The following is a 2,926-nucleotide window of genomic DNA, read 5'->3' as shown; positions in this document are numbered from 1 at the left end:
GGAAAAGAAAATAATCCAAGAGGGAAAGGTGACTACGATAAAACAGCCACTTTGCTAGAATTGATAGAGAAAGGGCTTAATCCAGACAGCAAAGAATCTGATAGTCAAGTATCAGGAGACGAGAAAAAACAGCTAAGAGACGAGCTTTTATCCGATCTGAAACAGTTTTTGAGTTATCGGCTAAAAGCTTTCAAGTCAGAAATGTTAGACAGTGTTAAACAAGATGTAGAACAAGTAAGATTAGCCATTATTCAAGAAAAAGAGTCAATAGAGCAAGTGATTGAAGATGATGGGACCATTAGACGGATTAACTTAGAGATAGCTGATATTTACTTGCAGCTAAAAGACTTAAAAGAAGCTGTATCATCTTCGTCAAACAGTGTTGAACAAACTGTTAAACAAGTTGATCGCAGCGAATCACCTATATTGAAACAAATTGAGAACGAAATATTATACGGTTTCGACTCTTTACCACTTCAAGAAAAACGAAAAAAAATCAATATTTTGAGCCGTAAATTTCCAGCAATAAAAGATAGAATTAAAGAGGTATTAAGTGAGAGAAAAAATAAACCAACAAGACTTAATTATTCTGCTTTAAACTCTAAAGAATGTATTATAATTTATAAACAATTCACGGGTGAAAATTATGCCAATGGATCGAAATAGATACCCCAAAAACTGGGATAAGATAGCCTTCTGGGTTAAAGAGCTAAATAATTGGAAGTGTGAAAAATGTGGGCTAGAATGTATTAAACCAGGGGACAATACTGATCTGTTAACTAATAGCGAAAGAGCAAAATTTACTTTAACAGTTCATCATTGTGATTATGACCCCTCTAACAATGATATTTCTAATCTCAAAGCGTTGTGTAGTGGGTGTCATTTACAAGCACACAGGGGGGTTAATGGTAGAATTAAGAATATAAGCCCCGGACAATTGAAATTAGATTTTACTAAATGCAATACTTCCTTTTTATAACTTTCTTCCATTTTTTGGAACACATAGCCCAAATAATGCAGTTATGGTTATTTCATTGGGAACGTCCTGATTGTTTGGGGTTACTAGGTTTGCTTAATCCTTGGTTAATGCGGTCTGAGTGGTTACATTACGGTTACGCTTTATTGATGTTAATTGGGCTATGGGTTTTTCAGTCAAAAATGACCACTAAAAAAGCTTCTTTTTGGTGGTCATTAGCTTTATGGTTTCAGTTTTATCATCATTTTGAACACGCTATATTGTTGAGTCAAGAATTATTGAAAGTTAACTTTTTGAATTCTTCTACTCCCATTAGTATTGGTCAAATTTGGTTTCCTAGAATAGAGTTACACTTATTCTACAATTTCATTGTTTTTATACCTATGATTATTGCCTTATGGTACAATAGAAAGCTTAGAATTGTTGTTAGATGACCGTTAGATAGATTCTGCTTTCATTTTGTTTAGGAGGACGGCAAAGATAAGGTTCAGATTTATCAATAATTTTGTATCCATTTTCTCTTAATAATTGACTAATTTCTTCTGCATAATCTTCTATGTTTTCCGAGTTTGACCATACTCTTATTTTCATTCCTTCCATCGGTGGATCGGCTAATTCTTGATTCCTTTCCCATTCTTTAACTTTAGAATTCCACCACCATCCGAGACGGTTTAACTCTGAATAAAGTTCTTTTTGAGTTGAGTGATTAATAGAGAGAATTTCAGTTGCTTTCAAGTATTTTTGAGTCTTTTTGAAGTTGTTCATTTTTCTAGATGATCAGGGCAAGGATAAGGTATTTCGTAAGCGTGAACAACGCATAAAAATTGTCGTCCTGTAGGAGATCGATAATATTCTCCTCTTAAACATGATTCACATTGTTTTCTTTGTAACATAGATTTTTGAATTTTATCTTTATTTTTGTTATAGTTTTCCACATACTTCTCTCGTTTTTCTAACCATTCTCCATATTCTTGTATGTTATCGACTAAAAATTTCTCAATTCGTTGTCTACTGTATAGAGACATGGGGTAAGAATTTTTATACCTAGGATTGTCTTCTACTTTGTCTGGTAATCCTATCTTTTTAACCCATCCTTCTGACAATAAATACTGCTTTTTAACCCGTGTTTTCGTTAAAAATACATCTCCAATATACCGATCACAATCTTCTTCTCTGTACAATTTCCTCCAGTAAAAACCGTGATCACCCCACCAAGCTACAATCCCTTGAGGCTTGGCATTTTTAGAAGGAATTAAGCCTTTGATTTTCAATTCTTTTTCAAAAAATAAGTTGAAAGCTTTTCTTCCGTTGTATGAATAAACAGGAGGAAGGCTAGGATCATCTATCTCACAATCATTAATATCATATAAAAACATCCAATAGTAGTCTTTGATTTCTTTGTCATACCACCAAATAGCTCCAGACTTTTTAGTATTATCAGTTGCTTTTAAATTTAAGGGTTTTAACTCAAATGATAATTTTAAATTACCTCTATTTTCATATTGATAAATAGGAGGAAAATCAGGATCTATGGCTTCTGTTTTTACTGAGTCCGAATCATAATAATACACCCATTCACCCGTAGAGCGGTAATATTTTGCTCCCATGGGTTCACTTATCGATCTAAGATTTTGCCCTTCTAAGTCTTTATCTGAAATTGAATTTTTTGGCGGTACGTTATAAGCGACTACTCCGGGACAAAGAAGTTTAGTTTTAGACTTCCAGCTTTGTCTACATTTTTTACAAAACCATCTACCCTCGATTTTGTCAAATTCATGATCAGTTAGTTCTAACATAATAAATTACTCCATTTATGTTAAGTTATAAAGAGTTGGTCTATCGACCTGGTTTATCATTTTTTGATAAACTTTTTTATACGTATTCTCATCAATCCATCTTCTATAAGTTTCGCAATGAACTTTTAAAGAATGCCCCATAGATCGCGCTGCT

At 33.2% G+C, this 2,926-nt stretch carries 4 protein-coding genes; 2 read left to right on the top strand and 2 right to left on the bottom strand.

Going from position 1 to position 2,926, the window contains the following annotated elements; all coding sequences use genetic code 11:
- Both C4E06_RS21870 and C4E06_RS21860 read left to right on the top strand, forming a co-directional pair.
- On the top strand, window positions 1-666 hold a 666-nt coding region (locus tag C4E06_RS21870; protein ID WP_107670511.1), incomplete at its 5' end, for a hypothetical protein.
- A 348-nt stretch (window positions 667-1,014) separates the two neighbouring features.
- Window positions 1,015-1,410, top strand: coding sequence for a hypothetical protein (locus C4E06_RS21860; RefSeq protein WP_107670509.1), 396 nt, complete (start codon window positions 1,015-1,017; stop codon window positions 1,408-1,410).
- On the opposite strand, the gene C4E06_RS21855 is transcribed toward C4E06_RS21860, so the two are convergent.
- Window positions 1,403-1,741, bottom strand: coding sequence for a hypothetical protein (locus C4E06_RS21855; protein ID WP_107670508.1), 339 nt, complete (start codon window positions 1,739-1,741; stop codon window positions 1,403-1,405). The two genes, C4E06_RS21860 and C4E06_RS21855, sit on opposite strands and share 8 nt — an antisense overlap.
- Window positions 1,738-2,772, bottom strand: coding sequence for a hypothetical protein (locus C4E06_RS21850; RefSeq protein WP_107670507.1), 1,035 nt, complete (start codon window positions 2,770-2,772; stop codon window positions 1,738-1,740). Before C4E06_RS21850 ends, C4E06_RS21855 begins: the two co-directional genes overlap by 4 nt.
- Window positions 2,773-2,926: the final 154 nt, after the last annotated feature.

It is taken from the genome of Cyanothece sp. BG0011, from assembly GCF_003013815.1.
GTDB lineage: Bacteria > Cyanobacteriota > Cyanobacteriia > Cyanobacteriales > Microcystaceae > Crocosphaera.
This window is presented reverse-complemented; position numbering and strand designations above follow the sequence as displayed.